This is a genomic window from Paenibacillus sp. FSL P4-0081, from assembly GCF_000758565.1.
In the GTDB taxonomy this organism is placed as follows: Bacteria; Bacillota; Bacilli; order Paenibacillales; family Paenibacillaceae; genus Paenibacillus_AQ; species Paenibacillus_AQ phytohabitans.
In genome coordinates, this window is record NZ_CP009280.1 from 6,125,223 (window position 1) to 6,142,081 (window position 16,859).

The 16,859-nt window shown below is 43.6% G+C and carries 13 protein-coding genes; 3 read left to right on the forward strand and 10 right to left on the reverse strand.

Features of this window, described 5'->3' with window-relative positions; genetic code table 11:
- Positions 1-113: 113 nt before the first annotated feature.
- The 8 genes from P40081_RS26035 to P40081_RS26070 are packed head-to-tail and all read right to left on the reverse strand — an operon-like array spanning position 114 to position 10,929.
- Positions 114-2,369, reverse strand: a complete 2,256-nt coding sequence (locus tag P40081_RS26035; protein WP_042139109.1) for a GH32 C-terminal domain-containing protein — start codon at positions 2,367-2,369, stop codon at positions 114-116.
- 39 nt (positions 2,370-2,408) lie between these two features.
- The gene (locus tag P40081_RS26040) at positions 2,409-3,641 is read right to left on the reverse strand and encodes an MFS transporter (RefSeq protein ID WP_042139110.1); all 1,233 of its coding nucleotides are present in this window, start codon (positions 3,639-3,641) and stop codon (positions 2,409-2,411) included.
- Positions 3,638-5,422, reverse strand: coding sequence for a non-ribosomal peptide synthetase (locus P40081_RS26045; protein ID WP_042139111.1), 1,785 nt, complete (start codon positions 5,420-5,422; stop codon positions 3,638-3,640). The genes P40081_RS26040 and P40081_RS26045 overlap by 4 nt, the downstream gene beginning before the upstream one ends.
- A 28-nt stretch (positions 5,423-5,450) precedes the next feature.
- Positions 5,451-6,698: an ATP-grasp domain-containing protein gene (locus P40081_RS26050; RefSeq protein ID WP_042139112.1), complete on the reverse strand. Its 1,248-nt coding sequence runs from the start codon at positions 6,696-6,698 to the stop codon at positions 5,451-5,453.
- Positions 6,695-6,943, reverse strand: a complete 249-nt coding sequence (locus P40081_RS26055; protein ID WP_042139113.1) for an acyl carrier protein — start codon at positions 6,941-6,943, stop codon at positions 6,695-6,697. Before P40081_RS26055 ends, P40081_RS26050 begins: the two co-directional genes overlap by 4 nt.
- A gap of 14 nt (positions 6,944-6,957) precedes the next feature.
- The gene (gene lysA / locus P40081_RS26060) at positions 6,958-8,223 is read right to left on the reverse strand and encodes a diaminopimelate decarboxylase (RefSeq protein ID WP_042139114.1); all 1,266 of its coding nucleotides are present in this window, start codon (positions 8,221-8,223) and stop codon (positions 6,958-6,960) included.
- Positions 8,213-9,322, reverse strand: coding sequence for a hypothetical protein (locus P40081_RS26065; RefSeq protein ID WP_042139115.1), 1,110 nt, complete (start codon positions 9,320-9,322; stop codon positions 8,213-8,215). Before P40081_RS26065 ends, lysA begins: the two co-directional genes overlap by 11 nt.
- 23 nt (positions 9,323-9,345) lie before the next feature.
- Positions 9,346-10,929 carry a hypothetical protein gene (locus P40081_RS26070; protein WP_042139116.1) on the reverse strand — a complete coding sequence of 528 codons (1,584 nt, stop codon included), beginning with the start codon at positions 10,927-10,929 and terminating at the stop codon, positions 9,346-9,348.
- Positions 10,930-11,392: 463 nt separating this feature from the next.
- On the opposite strand from P40081_RS26070, the gene P40081_RS37825 reads away from it, so the two are divergent.
- On the forward strand, positions 11,393-11,563 hold the full coding sequence (locus P40081_RS37825; RefSeq protein ID WP_231575437.1) for a tyrosine-type recombinase/integrase: 171 nt from the start codon (positions 11,393-11,395) through the stop codon (positions 11,561-11,563).
- 268 nt (positions 11,564-11,831) lie between these two features.
- Here P40081_RS37825 and P40081_RS26075 read toward each other — a convergent pair whose 3' ends face one another.
- Positions 11,832-13,670 (reverse strand): beta-glucoside-specific PTS transporter subunit IIABC, encoded by a 1,839-nt coding sequence (locus P40081_RS26075; protein ID WP_042139118.1) that lies wholly within the window; start codon positions 13,668-13,670, stop codon positions 11,832-11,834.
- 59 nt (positions 13,671-13,729) lie between these two features.
- Complete coding sequence (locus tag P40081_RS26080; RefSeq protein ID WP_052422008.1) at positions 13,730-15,322, reverse strand: GH35 family beta-galactosidase; 1,593 nt, start codon at positions 15,320-15,322, stop codon at positions 13,730-13,732.
- Positions 15,323-15,459: 137 nt separating this feature from the next.
- Between P40081_RS26080 and P40081_RS26085 the strand changes: the two genes are divergently transcribed.
- On the forward strand, positions 15,460-16,290 hold the full coding sequence (locus P40081_RS26085) for a helix-turn-helix transcriptional regulator (protein ID WP_042139120.1): 831 nt from the start codon (positions 15,460-15,462) through the stop codon (positions 16,288-16,290).
- Positions 16,291-16,722, forward strand: coding sequence for a hypothetical protein (locus P40081_RS39115; protein ID WP_197074274.1), 432 nt, complete (start codon positions 16,291-16,293; stop codon positions 16,720-16,722).
- The last annotated feature ends 137 nt before the right edge of the window (positions 16,723-16,859 follow it).

Here is a 16,859-nt window from a genome sequence, read left to right on the forward strand (position 1 = left end):
TTTCAACTGTCTACTGTAAGAGAAATAAATCAAACTGTATTTTCTTGCCCCTTGCTGCCGCAGTTTCTATTCTAGGATTGTTGTAAGCTTGTAAAATTCAGCCCTTAAAGTGTCTAGCTCTCAAACGCAGGTTTCATTTCCCAGACCTCCAGCGATTTTACCGTTAGGGTACCGGCGCCCCAGATCTGTATACCAAGAGCATCCTTACGGCTCGGATAAACGCGAGTCGTCAAGCTTTTCAATTCGTTGGCGTAAGCCTCTACCATAGAACGGTCCAAATAAATTTGCAGCTTCAGATTCTCGCCGTCCAGCTCCAGAGTTCCGCCTTGAACACCTCTATCCCAATCAGCCAATGGGTCAAGCGATGATTTGTTTCTGTCCACGATCAAAGCCGCTTCCTTCCTGTCATAATAGAGTAACGTTTCTTCTTCACCACCGGGGGAGCGGCGAAGTTTTATTCCCAACTGTGTGCACGCTCCCGCCTCTAATTCTACCCGTATCTCCAGCATATCGCCTTTGATATCTTTTAATAGATTATTGGCTTCGTCTAATGGTTTATCTTCAATTAATATGAGTTGTCTTCTGCGAAGCAGTTCCAGTTCTTCGATAGGCATTATTCCAAGCCGCCCGTCCTCGCGAAGGAAGATGCTAAGGGGGATTCCTGCATTGTGGGCATATCCGGAATAATAATTAATCTCTGAAGTTCTGACTCCCTGGGCAATGGTAAATATGAGCTTACGTCCCGTCTTTGGATCAACCATACCGCTAGGACCCGTGAAATGGAAATCACCCAGATCGATCAACTGCGGTTCTTCATGATCTGGAGTAAATCGCATGGCAACTTTATTGAAAGTACCTATCCAGTAAAAAACTTCAACGTCTGCTTCAGGTCCCAGAGGGCTAATAAGCAAAATATGTTTTTCTATTCCAGTTTTGTCCTGACCAAGCGGAAGAAATACAGGCAATTCCCACATACTACCGAGAAATGGGTATTTCTTAGGATCGCTTATATAAAAGGGGCCTTTGTACTTCCATTGAATCATGTCCTTTGACGTATAAGCGAGTAGCGATCCACCCTGGCCGTCGGTGCCTGAACCGATCAGCAAATACCAAGTGTCTCCGTCTTTCCAGACGAAAGGATCTCGGAAGTCGCCATAATAGCCCTGTCCTTTCTCTTGAACGATGACAGGAACGGGGTGTTTCTCCCAACGGACCAGATCGTTATCACCGTCTTTTATAAAAGTACTTCGCGCCAGCCCTACCCGTTGGTTCGGAGTGGCGCTGTCGTCACCGGCAGTATAGAACAGCGCCGGAACACCGTTCTCGTCATAAGCGGAACTCCCAGACCAAACGCCATCTGGGTCCAGGCCATTCTCCTCCGGAGCAAGTGCCCATGGAAGATCCCGCCAATGCGCCAAGTCATTGCTAACCCAATGTCCCCAATGGATAGTATGCAAATATGGCCCATGCGGATCATGCTGATAGAACAAATGATATTGCCCATTAAAATAGATAGGTGCGTGCGGCTCATTCATCCAATGCTGCGGTGGACTGAGATGGTATTGCGGACGGTGCCTGTCGTTGGCAAGCAAGCAGCGGTCCAGTTTAATATCATCGTACGGAATCGCTGGAATCGCACCTCCGTAAGGAGTCACATATTCCTGGTAAGACTGTCTCACTTCCTCTGCCGCAAGAGCTCTATTGTACATTTTCAATTCGTCAATCATGCCACTGTACATGTTGAGCACATATGGTGTATCGCCTAATAGGAAGCCCTTGTTATTCTTGGCAATCATTAAATCCCTGTTGCATGGTGTAATTATGGTGTTAGCAACAATTGATTTGGTCGCTACCTCTTCACCATTCAGATATAGCTTCATCACGGCATTCCTGCTGTCAAAGGTTGCAACAATATGAGACCATTGATTCAGGGGAAGTTCATGTCCATCCGCCCAAATCTCAACCCATTCATTATTTAATCCTACTTGCATAGACCATTGTCCATAACGTAAGATTCCCAAGATAAACCCTTCATTCTTCTCGCGGTCATGTTGATTAACGATGGGCGAAAGCCTTGATTCTATGCCTCTTTCATAAGTACGGGGCGCCACCCATGCCTCTATGGTAAGAGCGTCCTGCAGGATAACCATTTTCTCCGCCGGACGAGCGATCCAATTGGAATAACCGTCAAACATCAGCGCATTTCCGCTGATTCCTTTTCTCCTCTGAGGGTCATGCGAATCGTTATAGCGCGCTTCGTTTAACACATACTCAATCTTATCACTGATTCCGGTAACGTGATCTAACGCTTCCTTTCCACTTGCTTCGTCAAAAGACCAATGGCTGATTAATCCTTGTTTGTTTTCCATCCGCAAAATTCCCTTCACTGTATATTCGTAGAGGACACCTTAGAGGATATTCATCCCTTTCGCCTCTGCCAAGGTTGTCTTCCGGAACAAAGGTGCAGTAATCAAAAGTCCAACTCCAAAAAATGCACCGGCTAACAGGTACATCACCATAACTGACAACTGATCCTTAAGCCATCCTGACATGCTCATCGTTATCAGCATCGAACCCATAAAGAGAGGAGACAGTAGGCCATTTACTCGACCGATATAAGCTTGCTCTGTATTTTTCAATATCAAAGTTTGAACCGCTACCTGAAAGCCAGGTGTAACCATACCTATGAAAAATTGAGCTAAGAGTGTAAGCCACATAAACGTCGATAGACCTGAAATCACCATACACAGCGCATTGACCGCCAAACCGACAGCAAGTAGAGAGCGGGCCTGCATGAATTTGCTCAACACTACCGTTAAGGCTCCTCCGAGAATCATTCCCATACCGTTCAAAGAGAGCATCCACTGTAAATATTCCTTCGGCAATCCGAGTCTATCCGTAATGAGAAAGATGCCCAAAGGCTGGATAAACCCGATGCCAAGTCCGGTAAAACAAAAGCACGTTCCTAATATAAGTAATATTTGTCTATCCTTAATATAATGCAAGCCTTGAGCCATTTCAGTCCTGATGCTATTCGAATGTTTCATATTGTCGATATTAACGTCTGCTGGCAGCAAAGATAAGACCGTAGCCGATAGAAGGAAACAAACTGAAACCAGACCGATAGAAACCGATATGCCGAATTGATAATAACATAGCGTTCCCAGTACCGGTCCGAGTAACGTAAAGACAGCAATCACAGACTGGAACATGGACATTCCAGATTGAAGTTGATCCTCCGGCACATGCTTCTTAAACAATTTCATACTCGATGGCTGAGAGAATTGTGACAAAATTGATGAGACCAGCGTTGCTAAAAAAATGACCTTCCATGTACCAAGCAGCAAGGCCAGCAGAACAAACGCAACCGAAATCGCACTGCCTATATCGCACCAGACCATCGTTTTTTTGGGTTTCCATCGGTCTGCCCATACGCCTCCTATAAAGGAAAAAATAAATATAGGCGCAAATTCAGCAACAGATATTAAGGATACGGCTAATGCGCTTCCATTCGTCTTCTCCATAACAAACATCAAAACCGCAAAGTTTCTGACCCAAATCCCAAGCTGCAAAAAAGTTATTGATAACAAAATCCCAATCATAAATCGATTTCGCAGCAGCTTGCCCATCCCTGTCTTCATAAGTTCACCCTACCGAGACTACGATTGGCCACATACTCGGAAAACTGTCCTACCGTCGAGGATTTCATTTTTTCCCAATCTGCGCTTTCTATTTCAAGTCCGAACTCGGTCTCGACTCTGACTAAAAGACGCATGAAATCAAGCGAATCGAGTCCTAACTCGGCCAAGGCACCCATGCCTACCGTATGCTCTGAATATCCAGCGCCTTGATCCTGTATTTCATTAAGAATTTCAAAAATCCGGTTAGCAACGGGCTGACTACCTGCTTCAAGGTACATTGTATTGTCTTTGTCAGCTACCTGTATGGGATTCGGGAGCGCAGCGAAGTCCGTTTTACCATTGAATGTTAGAGGGATCCGCTCGATCCTTATCAGAAATGCAGGGACCATATATTCGGGTAATGTACTGGATAGATGCGAATGAATTGCCCCTTCATCAATCGTCCCGTCAGAAACGTAGTACACACACAGTGAGGGTTTTTCCCGGATATGAACGAGGTTCGCCACCGCATCGTACACACCACTCACTTGTGTTAGTTGGTACTCAATTTCACCTAATTCGACCCGATGCCCTCTCAACTTTACCTGCCTATCGATTCGGCCCAGATAAACAAGCTGGCCGTCTATATCAACATTCACAAGATCACCCGTTCGATAAAGCCTTTTCCCTGGGTACGCCGGATGCCTGATAAATTTTTGTGCTGTCAGTTCAGCCTGATGCAAATAACCTCGGGCCAAGCCTGCACCGGACACCAAGAGTTCTCCTTCGTAGCCTGTAGGACAAGGTTCCATAGTATCAGTGACGATATGTACCTCGACGTTAGGGATGGGAAGACCTATTTTCACTTCATTATCCGAACCGCTAAATTTGTATACCGTTGTACATACGCTATTTTCCGTAGGCCCGTATTCATTGAATAGATCGGCTTGAGGCACAACTTGATAATGCTTCTTCACAAGCGACCTGGAAAAACCTTCTCCTGCAACTGTCACCTTCTTCAAGCTTTGTACAGCATCCGGGCATTCCTCCAACAGTACCTTGTATAAGCTGGGTACCACAAGCAAGTGAGTAATCTGGCGACTTGTCAATACGTTCCGGACATAATGCAGATCGTTCCTCATGCTCTGCCGGAGAAGAACCAAGACTGCTCCGGATGCCAGCCCCGTGAATAGGTCTTCCACAGAGCTGTCGAAAGATAGCGATGCAAACTGAAGAACGTAATCTGATTCGTTGAGCTTGTAATATTCTTTTCTCCAGGCTATCGTATTGGAAATAGCCCTATGCTCGATCATCACGCCCTTCGGCTTCCCCGTAGACCCAGACGTATAAATAACGTATGCTAAATTTTCAGGTTTGCATAAAAACCTTGACTGCATTTCTTCTGAGGACCAATCGATTGAATCCGTCATAAGAATTCCCAGCGTTCCGCGTAACTGGTTCAATACTATACTGGAAGACAAATTCGCCATTACAATACTTGCACCACTATCCCGAATCATGAAGATTGCCCTTTCCTCCGGGATTGCCTTGTCAACGGGCAAATAAGCACCTCCAGATTTCAGTATGCCAAGGATACAAACAATCGCCTCTATGGAGCGCTCCATATAAATGGCAACGATGTCTTCCGGCCCGATGCCTTTGTCCCGAAGGAGAACGGCAACTTTATTGGCTCTATTGTTTAATTCCCCATAGGTAAGCTCTTGTTCCTCATCAATTAAAGCGACTGACTCTGGCGTTCTGAGCGCCTGCTCTTCAAAAAACTCGTGTAAACATTTCTCCAAGGTTTTCTCTCCCTATATCCGTATAGTCTTAAGAGAACGAAAATCGCTCCAATCCGTTCATTGTCCGTTCGACCGTTTCAAGGTCATTACCGTATACTAAAAAGAAAATGCGGTAAACGGTTTTGTTTGCATCAGCGGTTTTGGAAAAATTGTAAATCAGAAAGGAATCGCGGCTTGCAATTCGGGTCATGGCTGCGCAAATCTCATCGAACCCGTAAGTTACCGTGCTTTCCCCGCGGATGAAACGACTTATAATATAGCGATGCTGTTGCCGAAGCCTCCAAACCAGAGGCAACAAGTACGTCACTTGGGTGAACCTTGCATTGATCTCGATTACAGGAATGAGTTCGTCTTTATCGTCTATGATGGAGTCAACACCGGCAATGCCCGAATAACCCATTTCCATCAGATGGTTTCCCAGCTTCAGCATGCTGTCAGTATAGCTCTCCAGCACAGCGTTTTCGTAGATTGGTGCATAATCGCTCCCCAAATAAATACCGTACTCATCTATTTTCTGCTCAGTTATGCCCAGTAATGTGACATGTCCAGCTTCAATCAAAAGCTGGCAGTTCATTGATCTTTTTATCGGATGCCACCCTTCCAGCAAAAGCTCAAAATCTTTCCTGCGCCTTCCAATAAATTGGAGCATATGGGTGAATGAGGTTTCATCTTTGATGATCCGCATTCCTTTGCCAGACGATCCGAACGGGACCTTCAATACCGTTTTCTCAAATCCTTGCTTTCGCAGCATGCGGTATTTCTGAATTAATTCCTCCTCGCTTGTACAAAAATCCCCTTTAGTCAAGTTAAAACCAATTTCTGCAGCTAAACGCCTCGTCTGGAATTTGTCGTTAATATGCTTGACCAGCAAAGGATCGGAACCATATATGCTAATATCATTACGGTATGCTTCCGCGCAGATAGCCTCATTTACAATATAGGGAACAAGTAACGACTCTCTCCCATATCGCATGTCAGACCAAGGTAGTGAACTGGTGCCGCTGATTTGGCGAATCACGGGAATCTCAATGCCGTGCCCTTCCAGATATGAGATGAAACGTTCATCCGGATTATGGCGAAACAAGAGGGTGTCGTCGCGCCTCGACAAGAAAATCATCTGTTGCTCCTGTTGAATGACCAACTCCATCTGACTATGATCCTGCATAGATGGAAACACGCGGCTGTCGTTCCATTCCTGCTCCTGATTAATGTTATAGAGCCAGTGCACATCCTTCTGCTCTTCGTGAAAACGAAATATGCTGAATGGCGACTTCATTCTGCAAGCGCTCTCTTTTCTTCCACCTTAGCAACTATTTTTCTGACCGTGTCAAAGTGCTTCAATAATAGTTCCTCATCTTCGAATGCAATATTAAATATCGCTTCCAATTCAACAACTAAGCCGACAGCGCTCATAGAGTCGAGGCCTATTGATGCAAGATCCGCATCTGGATCAACGACTTCAGTAATTTTCAACAAACTGCCCACAATTGCTGTAATGTTTTCTTCTAATTTCACGTCCACAATATATCGCTCCCTTATATATCCTTCGGTAAATATTGATGGCGAAGCAGATCTGAGACATCCCCCCGCTCTCGGATGACAGAAAGTTTTCCATTAGCCACTAATGCCTCTAGGGGTGTAGGATGGCCTAAAAATTGCAAGGGACTATAAGACAATCCGTACGCGCCTGACTTCAACAGCATAATATAATCCCCTGCGTTAGCTTCTGGCAATTCGATATCCTTAGCCAAGCAATCCTCCGGTGTACATAGAGGTCCGACAAGGTTTACTCTTTCCAGGTTTCCTTGTGCAGGGGTACCATTACTTCTCACGAGCCGGACCGGAAAGTTGTTTCTCATAGTCCTTCCTCTGAAGGTTGAGCTGACATGATGGTGCATTCCGCCGTCGAGGATGAGGAACTTTTCGCCCTTAGATTCCTTTACGTACAACACACGCGCTACATAAGCTCCTGACTCTGCAAGCAGAAACCGTCCGGTTTCAATCATAAAACGTGTTTTGGGAGAATGTTGGAGGTACTCCGCTACCAATTTATTTGTTTCTCTGCAGACATGCTCAATGTCCAATTCTTTCTCATGTGAGAAGTAGGGAACTCCGAATCCTCCTCCCAGATCAATGAACTCGAAGTCCAAACCGTGCTCTATCTGTAATTCCTTAGCAAGGTTTATTGTATAATTAAATGCTTTGATGATCTGATTGCTGTCTAAAATTTGGGTTCCTGAGTATATATGAATACCCTTGAAGCTAATGTTAGGCATGCATTTAAGCTTCTTGACCATTGCAGTAAGCGAAGATTCATCAATCCCAAACTGTCTGGGTAGGCCTCCCATTCGAATCGCCGTATTCACAATACTCATATTGGGATTGATCCGAATTCCAATGCCGGCGGTAAACTTCCTCTCCGCTGCCAGCGCTGCGATCCGATCAACCTCGTCAAACGATTCTGCATTGATGCAATAAATTCCGTATTCCAAGGCATTTTCGAGCTCTTCTGTCGTCTTTCCCGGACCGGAGAAAATGATCCGCTCCGGCGGAAATCCAGCCAAACGCGCCAAATGCAGTTCTCCCATAGAGGCAACCTCAACGCAGCTCCCCCACCTGCGAAGCCGCGCAGCCAAACTTATGTTGTTGTTTGCTTTCAGTGAAAGTCCAATATCTACGGATGGATGTAAAGACATCCTCAATTGATGGTAACGATCGTGTAGGACTTCTTCGTCGTATAAATAAAGAGGAGTACCAAGCTCCTGCGCCCATTTTGCAATTTTGCAATCCTCAACCCTCATATAATGAACCTGCCGTTTCCCCAAATTGTGAATCCAGTCCGATTCCCACCACTTCAAGCGCTTCTTGCAGCACTTGGACATCTAAAGCTTCTGCCCTAAGCAGCATCTCAATCATACGATCCAGATGATGTTTCAAGCCTGAAAAATTATATTTCGACATCCAGAAGTAGGCCTCGTTCAGGTAATCGACTACCAAAGCCGCTTGTTCAAGCAAACGATCGTTCGTCTCAATAAGAGTTAGGTTCTGCAAATAACGAAGCCGAATCAAGAAACCGCTTTTATTCTCAACAAATTTTTTCATACCGAGAAGGATATGCTTGTCCATCAATAAGGATGGATGCTCGTAAAGAATCGTCCGGGCAAGTTCGGCAAACCCTTTATAAATAGAAATCCCAGTCCATTCCAGACACTGGAGTTCTCCTCCGGCCAGTGTTCTTTCCTTGATTTTCCTCTCTGCACCAACTAGACTGTTTTCTATCGATTCATAGATTTTGTATAAGCGCACAGGCTGTGCAGATGGTGATTTTAAACGAATAAGAGTATAAGGCATTTCAAATCTTCCCAGCCATCTATAAGCTTTGCGATCATCCCGAACCTGCTTAAGGGCAAACTCAAAGCTGGTTTCCAGCTGTTCAAAAGGAATCTCGAGTATCGACCAATTATCATTAAGCAGAATCAGTACGTGCCATACGCGGCGCAAGCTGTCATAACCGCATATCAAAAACTCATGGATCACATGTTCTCTCAGATAATACGGCGTTTGCTTCAGATAAAAATGATCGCAGGCGATCAACACATAGTTGTTTCTGTCGATAGCATCCTTTGTAAACGAACAAAACTCGCCTTTACCGGGCATCACCGTAACTGTATCCAGCATACGACCGTAAAACCAATTCATATCGTAATATTCCAGTCGGTAGTATTGGACCCAGAATTGATCAATCGGAGCGCCGAGACTAAAACCCATTTCAAGTTCAATAAACCTTTCCATAAACCATGGCTTGAAATGCTCTTTCGTCATTAAAGGGGCAAGCCGATAGACATGCCAGCAATCATTAGTTATACCTGTAGATAAATGTAGCGGCAGTATTTTTCTCATCTTCTTAACTTCCTTTAAAAGAGTTAATAGCCTGCTGAAAGAGCGAATAGATGCAAATTCGAACAATCAGGCAGTTCGATGTACTGAATTTTCTTAAGTTTGGTCAATTTGAAATGGTAATCATAAATGAATACCTTATGATTAAGTGGCTGGATAACACCATTTTCGTTTTTAGCGCAACGGCCTGAATAAATAGAGGACTCGCCGAACATCGGTTTTGTCGCTTCCCAGTCGGTAACTTTAACGGAAATCTGTTCAGAATCCATATCCTCGTAATGAACGATTAAGCTTTCAAAAGGACATCCCCACTCTCCGCACCCCAGAATTGACAAAAAACCCACGATTGGCTTTTCAAAATGAACAGGAATCATTTGTCCGCGACAGGAGATGTTGTCGGGCTTAAACCCGTCTGCTTCCGGAAATAAAAATTCCACTACTCCCGCTTGGATACATCTATCACCCGGTATGTCTTCGCTCAAAAAAAAATCTCCGGTACCCGTAAAATCTGCCTGATGGCCGCCGATTATGGAGCCGAATGCTGTATTATTGAACCACGGTGCCAGTTCGAACGTTTCACAATTATTGAGAGTTGGTCTCTGCTGAGGCTTTTGCCGTGTAACGTCTGGAGCGTACTGAAGCACTCCTGTAATCAGATTGTATAATCGCTCTTCCAGATCGGCAGTCTCTTGCACTTTCAGGCTGATGCGTTTCAACAGACCAGATTCTTCCGCACCAGTGAAAAAAGCTTTATAGAACACACCAGTTATTATTTTCCATTTTTCAGCCAAAACTTTGAAATCACTTGCAATTTCTTTAAGCGCGTTTCTACCATGCCATTCTTGTTCAGACAAGTAGCCAAGATATACGCTGAATTTCTTCCGATTGTTGCTTATCGTATAAAGATGATTAGAGATAGGCGGACCATAGGGTGGCAGCAACGGACGATAACCGTTAAATTCTGCTTTCAAATCCAAACTGCGAATATCCTCGGCTAATTTTTTCATAGCTGAAAAAGGATGGTTTTCTCCACTTCCCCTCTCAAAGTGGTTGAGCGATTTGTTGAGCAAATCACGAACATCCGGAACAGCTTCTTTTCCGCTAATCATAAAGGTCGTAACCGGAATACGCTCCCCGACCCATTCTTTAACTGATATCTTCTCCCTCTCACATCCATACCAACTGTCTGTGCAAATAAAGCTTTGAGTCAAGGAATCCCAGCCTGTTGCAATGATAGCGTGTTCATAGGGAGTTTCATGGCGAGTGTAATTCGTATCCCAAGGTATACAGCTAGATTTCAACTCTATAACCGACGGTTTTCCAGCACGAAGCTCCTCCTGAAGCAAAGTTACTGCATCGTTTATGGGGCACGAATGAACGTGAGCACGCACACCATGGTATTGCTCAAGCATGGAAAAGCTGAAATTATTCTCGGTTTGAAGGCACTCTCCGATAGATTGGCCAGGATGACGCTCGTACCGGAAAGACCAAGAATTTGCCAGAGCGCATTCGTAGCCCCTTCCGTAGTATCTGCCAATAGAAGCATAAGAGTTTTCCAGACAATCCAGATTATCGTTTCGTTGGAACGGCACGGAAAGAATCAATAGCATCTGACCTTTCTACTAATAAATTGGTTCAAGCAAACGATTACGTAAACGTTTATATGTCTCGACGTTTTTTATTATAAATAGATCATTTAATAAAGTCTATTAAAAATTTTCAAAAATTAGGAAATTGAATTTCTATACGCCGATACCTCCTTGATTTTCCCAAGTGCGAAGTATACCATTATTTTGTGCGAAGAAGTTACTCAGCTTCCTTTTCTTATGTAAGCAACTGCTGAATTGGAGTTTATTATGGTTTTGCGTCTTGTACCAGCCTTCGAGGAATTACTGCTGCGTATTCGTGAGCTTCAAGCTCTCATTAAAGCCATATGTGGTAAATACTACTGCACTGATTACGAGAAGTATATCTATCTGGACAAGTTGGGACAACGAGTTAACCGGGCTTTATCACACAAAACTTAACTAGATCTCTTAAAAAAATGGTTTACGTCACATTCGCTATCACGATCTGCGTCATAGTTGTGCAAGCCTCTTACTCGCTAATGGAGTCAGTATGAAAGTAATTCAGGAATGGCTGGGATACAGCAACTATTCTACAACAGCCAACATTTATTCTCACTTGGAATACAGTTCCAAAGTATCTTCAGCATCAACAATGAGTGGTGTTTTGGTCTTTTAACTAAAAAAGATCGCACTGCCCTCCATATTTCATGAGAGTCATGCGATCTCCTCCTCGTTCTCTCCTCCGGAAAAAGGAGAGAACTCGTTAAAAAGTTCTCTCCCAAGCTGTTTCAAAAACCAAGATTTTTCGAAAAAACCCTTATAAACCCTCCACTTGGAGCATGATCATTGAAGGTGTCCTCTTTATAGGCGGCAACAGCACCTCCCCACAAGAATCCTTCTGGAAATTGAAGACTCATATATCAAACCTCTCTGTTATGAATGTTCTAGCGGCGAACGAAAAGCACTGGTGTTCCTTTGTCAATATGCCCCTCTTCCTTTAAGACTTTTATTTCGCTAAAGTCACCAGAATTCGTAACTACAATCGGAGTGATAACTGAATACCCAGCCTCTTCAATGGCGTTAATATCAAATTCTAACAATAAGTCACCTGAAGCCACTTTCGCCTGTTCTTGCACAGCGGCTTTAAAATGCAGCCCCTTCAACTTGACCGTATTCAAACCTACATGAATTAGCAACTCAGCTCCGGACTCTGTTGTAATCAAAACGGCGTGCAGTGTAGGAAACAATCGGCTGATAACACCTGTTACGGGTGAGTACAGTTTCCCCTCAGTTGGTTGAATAGCAATTCCCTTACCCATTGCTTCCGATGCAAAAGCCTCATCAGGTACTTTAGATAAAGATAAGATGTTCCCATTGAGTGGGCTAAGCATCGGTTCTGCTGTTTTCACTTCAGAAAGGACTTCTTGGTTATCCTGAAGCTTTTCGCTTTTCTCATATCCGAAAACCAATACTAGCGCTGCTGCCAATATAATTGTAATAAGGAACGAGATGACGATTGGAATGATTGGAGAAAATGCAGATAAAGCGAAAATGTTGGTCAGCACGAAACCATGCATACGAGCGCCAAAGAATCCATTGATCGCACCCCCTACAGCGCCAGCGATAATGATATATGGTACGGTTCGCTTGTACCGGAGCATTATCCCGTACACAATTGGTTCCGTTACACCAGCTAAAATGCCCGAAAGTGCAGCGGGTCCTGCAGTTTGTTTCAGATCGCGGTTTTTCGTTTTCAAATAAACTCCAATGGCAAGACCGATTTGTGCCATATTCGCTGCAGCTGACATCGCCAACATGTTATCGTAACCGTTTGCAGCAATGTTTGCAAGAACAATTGGGAATAGCCCCCAATGTAAACCCAAGACAACCATAAATGTAAAGCCTGCACCAATGACTGCACCACTTAGCAGTCCACTTGTATTCATCAAGAAGGTGATAACAGAAGCAATACCATCACCTACGTATACACCAAACGGCCCAAAAACAAGTGCAGTGACTGGTACTAAGATACCGATAGACAACATTGGGACTAAAAACAAACTGAGATTTTTGTGAATAACCTTCTTCAGCCAACGTTCAAGATAAGCGAAAACAAAAATCGAGATAAAGACCGGAAAAACCTGTGAAGAATATGTCACTAGAATGACAGGAATTCCGAAGAAGTCGCTCCGGTCACCAGCTTGGCTTAGTGCCGTAAAATTCGGTTCCATTAAAGCTGCACCGATGGCCGCAGCCACATAAGGATTGGCTTTCAGTTTAATCGCAAGGGTTACAGCTACAAGTATAGGCAAGAAGTAAAAGACAGCGTTTCCTGCAGCGCTTAAAATTGCATAGGCGCCATCTTGTTCCGTTAACCATCCTAGCTTGGTCAAAATGATAATAAGCGCTTTTAGCATACCGGATCCAACGATCACCGGCAGCAGCGGAGTAAAGGTTCCTGAAATCAAATTAAATAAACCATCCAAGGATCTCGTTTTCGTTTTCGTATTCTCAGTAGATTCTTGACCGCTCCGTCCGATTGACGTATTTTCCATAATCTCCTTATAGACCTCTTCGACATGGCTGCCAACCACGACCTGGAACTCACCTCCGCTTTCGACAACGCTCATAATTCCTTGCAACTTTTTAATTTCTTCTTTATTTGTGTTTTTTTCATCTTTCAAGCGAAAACGAAGACGAGTTGCACAGTGGGTAAGGTCAATTACATTATTTTCACCACCAACTTTTTCAACAATGTGACTGGCTAACGTTTTTTTGTCCATTTTAACCTCTCCTTAAACGATCTTATAAAGCGCGCCCGGGAGGGCGCGGCGTAAATTTCTCAATGAGAATACAATGATACTTTTAACACTTGTGGCTCGCTGCCTAAAGATACGCGATATTCATCACCATTAAGTCTTCTTCCAGGTACCCAGTTTCCGTCTTCATACCAGCCCTCATCGATAGAGATAAATTCTGCACTCTTTCCCGGCTCCATGGATGTAAATTCCACGGAAAATCCATGCCCCGCAATGATGTAATCATGATCAGAAACCGCGATAATTAAACCGCCAGCTGGTGCAGATTCACTGTTCAAACGGTTCTTAAACCGCAGTTGAAAACGGTATCCACCAAGGCGAACCGCTGACGGATAGGCTGTATCCTGCAGGATACCCCGCATTTGCCGGGTACCGTAATACTGTGTAATCACAGGCGTCATATGATGCAGTAATTCATAACTCTTAGACAATAACGGCCCCACTCCAGTGCTCTCCATGACCATAAAATGATTTGGGGGTAAAAATCCCGCGCTCCATGGATCAACTCCGTTATCCATTGTTTCAATACCAAAAGGTGTATATCCCAACGCCTGATGCTCCCCAATAGCATAAAAGACGTTTGCTGCTGTTACACTATCCCGGCGTGTCTCAGGTATAAATAATGGATTGTCAGGGCGGTCATAGATTTCACAGACTTGTGCAAACTCGTTAAGATATATGTCCGGAGCGATAATATCGATATGCGGGCCACCGGCCTTCCAAATATCGATTACATTCTGGTTTGGCCCTCCGGTAGGGTATTGCCCCGGATCCTGCTCTTCGTATTGCTTCAGCCATACATTGACGAACATTGGAAGATGATATTCTGCCTTTCCTGCCGCAGCAACCTGATCAATAAAACGGGACATATGCCAAGCAGTGAAGATTTCCTCAGCAGCAGATCCAAAAAGCTGTGTCCACCCAAGCAGATCAGTCCCCTCGCTGTCCCAATGCTTTTTAAGGAAAGCATTTAAATGCTCGGCGTGATCCTTAAGATACTGAATCAGCTCAGCAGGCACGTTTTCTTCAAACAATTTGTCTGCCTGAGGCGAACAATCACGTGCTGTACCGAGAAATCCAACTTCATTTTCTACTTGGATCATGATTACCGTTTGTTCCGTACTGTCAATTTGACGTATGAACCGCATTAATTCGGCAAAAGCTTTACTGTCGGCTTGGAGTGCCTCTTCGGAATGACAAGATACAATCGGCAATTTTTTTCCATTCGCCGACTGAACCCTTGGAAAGCGGAGTGTGTCGCGCTTGACCCAAGCTGGCACATACGTCGAATGAGAGTTCTTCCACATTCCGAACCAAATGAAAACAAGCTTCAGATTATGTTTCCTGGCGCCTTCAATTAAACCTTGAACCAGTGTGAAATCAAATGTTCCTTCTAACGGCTCGATGAGCTCCCAACTAACCGGTATCACAGCAGTGTTACAATTAAAATAAACTAGGCGCTCCCAGACATTTTTGTTCATATATTCGAGACTGGACGAGCTTGAATTGTGAACTTCTCCAGCCAGGGATATAAAGGGTCTTTCGTTAACGATCAGTCTGTAAGCGTCGCCACACTTATCCAGACGAGGCATTCCATTGTTGTTTATATGCGTCATACAATCCTCCTGTTTTTATTAAATAAAAATTATTTGCTAAATACATTTCATATACTCATTCTATTCACTCTTTAATTAATTGTAAATAATACATCTTTGCTTTATAATATATAAAAAAATTGCGAAAGAGGCCACTTATGAAAAGAAATGTTTTTATTCCACCACCTACGTTCAAACATCATTTGATGTATCCGGTAGTCATTGGGCATTATTACGAATTCCCCACCCATCGCGAGAACCGGGAAAGTGGTTTTTTGGCTCAATATAACCTTCATCTCGTGCTTAGGGGGAAGGGATTTGTTATTCATGAAGGAGAGCGACTTGAATTAACTGGAGGGTGTGGGTTTTTGTATCCTCCGCGAGCGGAGCAACAATACGGAACTGATGAAGACGATCCTTGGGAAATTTGTTTTGTGCATTTCAATGCTGTGGATCCGCTACTATCCATGTGGAAACTCGATAGCACAACAATCTTTAGATTCGCAGGCATTCAACAAGTACAACGGATATTCTCATCAATGTTTGAATTAATGGACACGTTCAGAACAGGTAATGAACCACACCTGTCGGCACTGGTCTACGAGCTGTTGTTATTTCTGTTAAAAAATTCGGAGTCGCTAAAACAGAACAATACCCTTGATCAAAAAGAAGTTATTCACGGAATAGCAGATAAAATTCACGACAAACCTGGTTTCCATTGGACTTCGGAACATATGGCGGAACTGTCTGGATACAGTCTGTATTATTTCATACGGCTTTTTCAGAAAATTATGGGGATGAAACCAAATGAGTATATTAAAATGAGCAGGATATCAGCCGCAAAGAACCTTTTGGTTGCCACTGACTTACCTATCTATGAAATAGCGGAGAATGTTGGATTTTCAAGCACTAGTTATTTTATTAAGGTCTTTAGAGAAGCTATCGAAACCTCCCCGCAAGTTTACCGGAATATATACAAGCAATCTTAAATGAGAAATGTCTCTTTAAAAATCGCCTTTTATGATTCTTATTTCGCTGCTTCGCATGCCGGTTATGATCTGTTAAAATTCATGCAGGAAAGCAGGCAAACGCTTAGAGTTATTTCTAAGTGTTTGCCTGCTTTTTATATGAAGACAGACGAAAGTGAGCGAAATGATGACAGCTCCTACAAAGAAAAAGCGCCGAATAGGCGCTTGAGGAATGTTTTTATAAAGAATGAAATGGTTGGCGTTGTTCTTCATCCTGGTGCTTTTTTTTTCGTAAAATTATGTCACGGCATCGTTGGTGCTTCGCTTCGCTGCCGTCACTTACAAAAACCAGATAGAATACAATTAATAACGAAGCAGAAAATGGTCTTTCTCCATATATTATTTTCTGATTTTGCTGATGAAAAACGGATATTCAGGAAAGGCTTCGTATAAATCGTTTTGCATAATTTGATATTTAGTATGACTTATATATTCTTCCAACATTTCAAAGGGCGTATATTTTAAACCTGCCATAAACATCAAATGTCCTCCAGGCTTAATTAAACAAAAGCATGAATCCAAGCATTTCT